The sequence below is a fragment of the Microbulbifer agarilyticus S89 genome (assembly GCF_000220505.1).
GTDB lineage: Bacteria > Pseudomonadota > Gammaproteobacteria > Pseudomonadales > Cellvibrionaceae > Microbulbifer > Microbulbifer agarilyticus_B.
In genome coordinates, this window is record NZ_AFPJ01000029.1 from 56,650 (window position 1) to 62,823 (window position 6,174).

Below are 6,174 nucleotides of genomic sequence, written 5' to 3' on the forward strand. Positions count from 1 at the left end.
GAGATCACTATGCGCCGGGTAGTCATTACCGGAATGGGTATCACTTCTTGTATCGGTAACAACACACAAGAAGTGCTGGCCTCCCTGAAAGCTGGCCGCAGCGGTATCCGCGCGATGGAAGAGTACGCTGAGCTCGGCCTGCGCAGCCAGATCGCCGGTGTGGTCGATATCGACTTCAAAGAACACATCGACCGCAAGCACCTGCGCTTTATGGGTGACTCCGCGGCCTACGCGTATATTTCCATGGCGGAAGCGATCGCCATGGCGGGCCTGGAAGATTCTGAAGTTTCCAACCCGCGCACCGGTCTGGTGATGGGCTCCGGTGGCACGTCTACCGCAGCCATCATTGAAGCAGCCAACATCCTGAAGACCAAAGGTGTGCGCCGTGTGGGCGCTTACCGGGTTCCGCAGGTGATGGGCAGCACCGTATCTGCGTGCCTGGCAACGCCATTCAAGATCAAGGGGGTGAACTACTCCATCTCCTCCGCCTGTGCCACCTCTGCGCACTGTATCGGCAACGGTGCCGAACTAATTCAGATGGGTAAGCAGGACGTGGTTTTCGCTGGCGGCGGCGAGGAACTGGCCTGGAGCCTGACGCACCTGTTTGATGCCATGGGCGCCCTGTCTTCCAAGTACAACGATGCCCCAACCACCGCATCCCGCCCCTATGACGCGGATCGCGACGGCTTTGTGATCGCCGGCGGTGGCGGCTGTCTGGTGCTGGAAGAGTACGAACACGCCAAGGCGCGCGGTGCCAACATCATCGCGGAGCTGGTGGGCTACGGCGCCACCTCTGACGGTTACGACATGGTGGCTCCGAGCGGTGAAGGTGCGGCCCGCTGCATGCAGCAGGCACTGGCCGGTATGGACGGCAAGGGCCTGGAAGGTAAAGTGGACTACATCAACACCCACGGTACTTCCACGCCGGTGGGCGATGTCGCCGAACTGCGCGCCATGAAGGAAGTGTTTGGCAACGAGGTACCCGCCTTCGCCTCTACCAAGTCCCTCACCGGCCACTCCCTGGGTGCTGCCGGCGTGCAGGAAGCCATCTACTCGCTGCTGATGATGCAGAACGACTTTATCGCGGCCTCGGCCAACGTAGAGACGGTGGATGAAGCAGCAGAAGGGCTGGACCTGGTCACCGAACTGCGCGAGACCAAGGTCAACCGCGCGCTGTCCAACTCCTTTGGCTTCGGCGGCACCAACGCCAGCCTGGTGTTCGACAAGATCTGATCGCTGTACGTGGGCCGCGGCCCTCAACGCAATAAAAAAGGGCGAACCGCTATCCGGTTCGCCCTTTTTTGTTCTGCATATTTCTACAAGCCAGAATCAGGAGGCAGATTTGTGCAGCCGCTCCAGCCACAGTTCCACCTGGCGCGTGAGCCCCTGGCGCCAGCTGCGCTGCTGGATGCCGAATACATCCCGCAGGCGGCCGCAGGCGAGCACATAGGAGCGGTCTTTTTCCGCGGGCTCCAGCACGGTCAGTTCCGCGGTGAAGTCATCCCCGTTTAACGAGCGCATCCGGTCGACCACCTCGCGCCCAAAATCCATAGCGGTACAGGTATCGGCGGAACCATAGTGGTACAGGCCCGATGTCGGGGCACCGCTGGCAAGCTGCTGGGTAATCGCCACCACCACACGTACAAGGTCGGACACGGTCACCGGGTTACCCAGGCTGGCGTCGTCCAGCGACACCGCGCGACCATCCAGCAGGCTGCGAATAATGCGCCCCAGCAGCGCCTGCTCACTGCGGTCCACCTGCCACCCCAGGCGCAAGATACTGACATTATCCAGTGTCGTGAGCGTCTGTTCACACGCAAACCAGTCGCGGCCGCGTTCTGACAGCGGGTCGGGTTCCGCATCCTCATCAATTTTTCTGCTGCCTACATGGCCAAAGACCCCGTAGGAAGAGAGGTGTAGTATGGCGTGGCACGATTGATTCAGCAGCGCATGGCACACGGCCTTGGCCTCGGGCATGCGCACACCACCAGCACAGCTGGCGGCATTAACGATAATCGGGCGCACGCCCTCCGGGAGTCCGCCCTCGATAAACTGCTCAGCACTCAGCAGTTGCACCCGGAAGCCGACCTTCTGCAGGCCCTTTTGCAAGGCGCTATCCATTGCGTTACCCGCACCGATCACAACGACGGTATCGGGCTTGTAGCCAGTGTGGTGCATGGCGGTTCAGGCCGACTTAGAAGGGAATGTCGTCGTCGAAGCTGTTATCAAAGCCACCGGCGGGCGGCTGGTTACCCGCGGGGCGATTCTGCGGCTGGCCGCCACCCTGCTGCTGGTTGGACGGCGCCATCGGTGAAGGCGCAGAGCGACCCTGGGCGTATTCGTCCTGATAGCCACCCTGATCCTGCTGGAAACCGCCGCCCTGGTTTTGCTGCTGGAAGCCACCACCCTGCTGGCCCTGCTGCTGGTAACCGCCTTCGCCACGGCTATCCAGCATCTGCATTTCGCTGGCAACGATTTCGGTGGTGTAACGGTCCTGGCCGGAGTTTTTGTCCTGCCACTTGCGGGTACGCAGGGAACCTTCCAGGTAGACCTTGCTGCCCTTGCGCAGGTATTCACCGGCAATTTCCGCGAGGCGGTTGAAAAACACCACGCGGTGCCATTCGGTACGTTCCTGCTGCTGACCGCTCTGCTTGTCCTTCCAGGTCTCAGAAGTCGCCACGGTCACGTTGGTTACGGCACCACCGCTCGGCATGTAACGGGTCTCGGGGTCACCGCCCAGGTTACCCACCAGGATTACTTTGTTCACGCCTCTGGAAGCCATGCGCCTCTCCTCTCTGCGCCCCGGGGCGACCGGAGCTCTCATGTTCTAAAAAAATTAAAAAATAGTGTCGGCAAACCAACGGGGCTGCGGCAGGGCAAGCCCCGGCGCAGCCAACGGTGTATTTATATCCAGCAGCATACAATACTCGGCAAGGGCCGTCACCGCCGGCCCGATTAGCTACTGGCAACCGGCAAGCGGATTCCCCGCAGCTGCCACCAGCTGATCGACCAGAGTACCAGCACTCCCAGCACGAAGGTGGCAACACTACCGGCGCCCCCCTGTCCGTACATGAGCCCCCCCAGGCTACCGCCGGCAAACGCCCCCAGAAACTGGCAGGTGGCATATAGTCCGGAAGCCGCGCCGCGAGACTCGGCCGGCGCTTCCCGGGTCAGCTGCGCGGGCAGCAGCGCCTCGAGCAGGTTGAACGCCAGGAAGAACAGCGCCAGACAGGCGACAATCCAGCCGCCCTGGGTCGACGGCATCAGTGCAACGCCACCAAAAACCAGTCCCAGCAGCGCCAGCCGCATTGCCGCGGGTACCTGTTGGCGCTTCTCCGCCAAGCGCATCAGCGGCACCATTACGACGAAAGTACCCAGCAACAGCGGTGCGTACAGCTTCCAGTGGTCCGCACTGGGCAACTGCAGCTTCTCCACCAGCAACAGCGGCAGGGGAATAAACAGCGCGGTCAGTAACAGGTGCAGGAAGAAGACCCCACACACCAAGCGCCATACGGAGGCATTCCGCAGTACACGCGCGAAATCGCCCGATGCCGGGCCCCGTCGTATCTGCACTTGCGGGTTGGGCACCAGGCGCCACACCAGCAGCATCCCCACTAGCGCGAGGAGCGCGGTCAGCCAGAAAATTGCCGACAGGCCACCCAGATTTGCCAGCAGCGGACCAAGCACCACCGCGAGTACGAAGGCCACACCAATGGAAGCGCCAATAACCGCCATCGCCTTGCCGCGGTTCTCATCCCGGGTCAGGTCCGCGGCCAGCGCCATGGTTGCCGCCGCAATGGCACCGGCACCCTGTAGAATGCGCCCGCCGATCAGCCCGTAAACAGACTCGCTGGTAGCCGCCACCACACTGCCGATCGCGAATACCGATAGCCCCAGAAATATCACCGGCTTGCGCCCCCAGCGGTCGCTCAGCACGCCCAGGGGGATCTGCAGGATGGCCTGACTCAAGCCGTAGGCTCCCAGCGCCAACCCCAGCAAGGCCGGGGTACTGCCGCTGTAGTCGCTGCCGTAAAGAGACAGCACCGGCAGCACCATAAACAGGCCGAGCATGCGGAATACATACAGCGAGGCGAGGCCGGCGAGCGCGCGGCGTTCGGTGGAGTTCATGCAAAAATCCGGACACAGGAAAAATCGGGGCGCATTGTACCAGTGCGGGGCGCAGGAATTGATCCCCTTCGGCATATCGCAGTACGCGGATTTTGGCACGTCGACACCTGGGATTATACTTGACCGTTTGTTTCCGCCGGGCCACAAATAGCCCGACGCGCGAGTCACACACTTTTTGCAACAGGAAGACGAGTGGACACGATTTACGTCAGGGGTGCACGCACCCATAACCTGAAGAATATCGATCTGGATATTCCCCGCGACAAACTTATTGTGATTACCGGCCTGTCCGGTTCGGGTAAGTCCTCACTCGCTTTCGACACCCTATATGCCGAGGGCCAGCGCCGCTACGTGGAATCCCTGTCCACCTATGCGCGCCAGTTCCTGTCGATGATGGAAAAGCCCGATGTGGACACGGTGGAGGGGCTGTCGCCGGCGATCTCCATCGAGCAGAAATCCACGTCCCACAACCCGCGCTCCACCGTCGGCACCATCACCGAGATATACGACTACCTGCGCCTGCTGTTCGCGCGCGTCGGCGAACCTCGCTGCCCGGACCACGATGTGCCGCTGCAGGCCCAGACCATCAGCCAGATGGTGGACCACGTGCTGGCGCTGCGCGAGGGCACCAAGATCATGCTATTGGCACCGGTGGTGCGCGACCGCAAGGGCGAGCACCTGCACGTGTTTGAGCAGTTGCGCCGCGACGGTTTTGTACGCGCGCGCATCGACGGCACCGTGTGCGACCTGGATGACACCCCCAAACTGGACAAGCGCAAGAAACACACCATCGAAGTGGTGGTGGACCGCTTCAAGGTGCGCGAGGACCTGCAGCTGCGCCTGGCCGAATCCTTCGAGACCGCCCTGAACCTCACCGATGGCATCGCCTCGATCAGCTTTATGGATGGCGACCGCGACGACTACCTGTTCTCCGCCCGCCACGCCTGCCCCATCTGTGACTACTCCCTGGAAGAACTGGAACCGCGACTGTTTTCCTTTAACAACCCCGCCGGCGCCTGTCCCAGCTGTGACGGCTTGGGCGTGAAACAGTTTTTTGACGAAGACAAGGTGATTCTCGACCCGGAGAGCAGCATCTCCGAGGGCGCTATCCGCGGCTGGGACCGACGTAACATCTACTACTACCACATGCTCGATTCCCTCTCGCAGCACTACGGCTTCGACCTGGACAAGCCGTGGAAAAAACTGGCGAAGAAGTACCGAGCGGTGATTCTGAACGGCAGTGGCGAGACGCCCATCGACTTCAGCTACGTCAACGACCGCGGTGATATCACCGTGCGCCGCCACACCTTTGAGGGCATTATCCCCAACTTCCAGCGCCGCTACCGGGATACCGAATCCCAGTCGGTGCGCGAGGAACTGGCCAAGTACCTGAGCACCCAGAAGTGCCCCGAGTGTCACGGCACCCGTTTGCGCCGCGAAGCCCGGCATGTCTTTGTGGATGACCGCACCCTGGCGCAGATCACCGAGCTGCCCGTGGGCGACGCCTTCGAATACTTTGCCAACCAGCTGAAATTCAAGGGCGCGCAAAAAGAGATTGCCGACAAGATCCTCAAGGAACTGCGCGATCGCTTCCGCTTCCTGGTGGATGTGGGGCTCAACTACCTGACCCTGAACCGCAGTGCCGAAACCCTGTCCGGCGGTGAGGCCCAGCGTATTCGCCTGGCCAGCCAGATCGGCGCCGGCCTCGTCGGTGTGATGTACATCCTCGACGAACCCTCCATCGGCCTGCACCAGCGCGATAACGAACGCCTGCTCAACACCCTCACCCATCTGCGTGACCTGGGTAATACCGTGATCGTGGTCGAGCACGACGAGGACGCTATTCGCAGTGCCGACTTTATTGTGGACATCGGCCCCGGCGCCGGGGTGCACGGCGGCGAGGTGGTGGTTGCGGGCACCGCGGAGGAAATCACCGGGTGTAATCGCTCGCTTACCGGGCAGTACCTGTCCGGCGAGAAAAAGATCGCGATTCCGGAAGAGCGCTATGTGTTCGACCCGGATTATGTACTGCGCATTGAAGGTGCC

The 6,174-nt window shown here is 61.6% G+C and carries 5 protein-coding genes; 2 read left to right on the top strand and 3 right to left on the bottom strand.

All coding sequences use genetic code 11. The features are described from left to right. The first annotated feature begins 9 nt into the window (after positions 1-9). On the top strand, positions 10-1,233 hold the full coding sequence (gene fabB, locus AS89_RS0108760) for a beta-ketoacyl-ACP synthase I (RefSeq protein ID WP_010132164.1): 1,224 nt from the start codon (positions 10-12) through the stop codon (positions 1,231-1,233). 96 nt (positions 1,234-1,329) lie between these two features. On the opposite strand, the gene AS89_RS0108765 is transcribed toward fabB, so the two are convergent. From AS89_RS0108765 to AS89_RS0108775, 3 genes are all read right to left on the bottom strand, one after another. After that, positions 1,330-2,178 (bottom strand): sugar nucleotide-binding protein, encoded by an 849-nt coding sequence (locus AS89_RS0108765; protein ID WP_010132165.1) that lies wholly within the window; start codon positions 2,176-2,178, stop codon positions 1,330-1,332. A gap of 16 nt (positions 2,179-2,194) precedes the next feature. After that, positions 2,195-2,782 carry a single-stranded DNA-binding protein gene (ssb, locus tag AS89_RS0108770; RefSeq protein WP_010132166.1) on the bottom strand — a complete coding sequence of 196 codons (588 nt, stop codon included), beginning with the start codon at positions 2,780-2,782 and terminating at the stop codon, positions 2,195-2,197. 173 nt (positions 2,783-2,955) lie between these two features. Further along, the gene (locus tag AS89_RS0108775; protein WP_010132167.1) at positions 2,956-4,128 is read right to left on the bottom strand and encodes an MFS transporter; all 1,173 of its coding nucleotides are present in this window, start codon (positions 4,126-4,128) and stop codon (positions 2,956-2,958) included. Positions 4,129-4,320: 192 nt separating this feature from the next. Between AS89_RS0108775 and uvrA the strand changes: the two genes are divergently transcribed. Then, on the top strand, positions 4,321-6,174 hold a 1,854-nt coding region (uvrA, locus tag AS89_RS0108780), incomplete at its 3' end, for an excinuclease ABC subunit UvrA (RefSeq protein WP_010132168.1).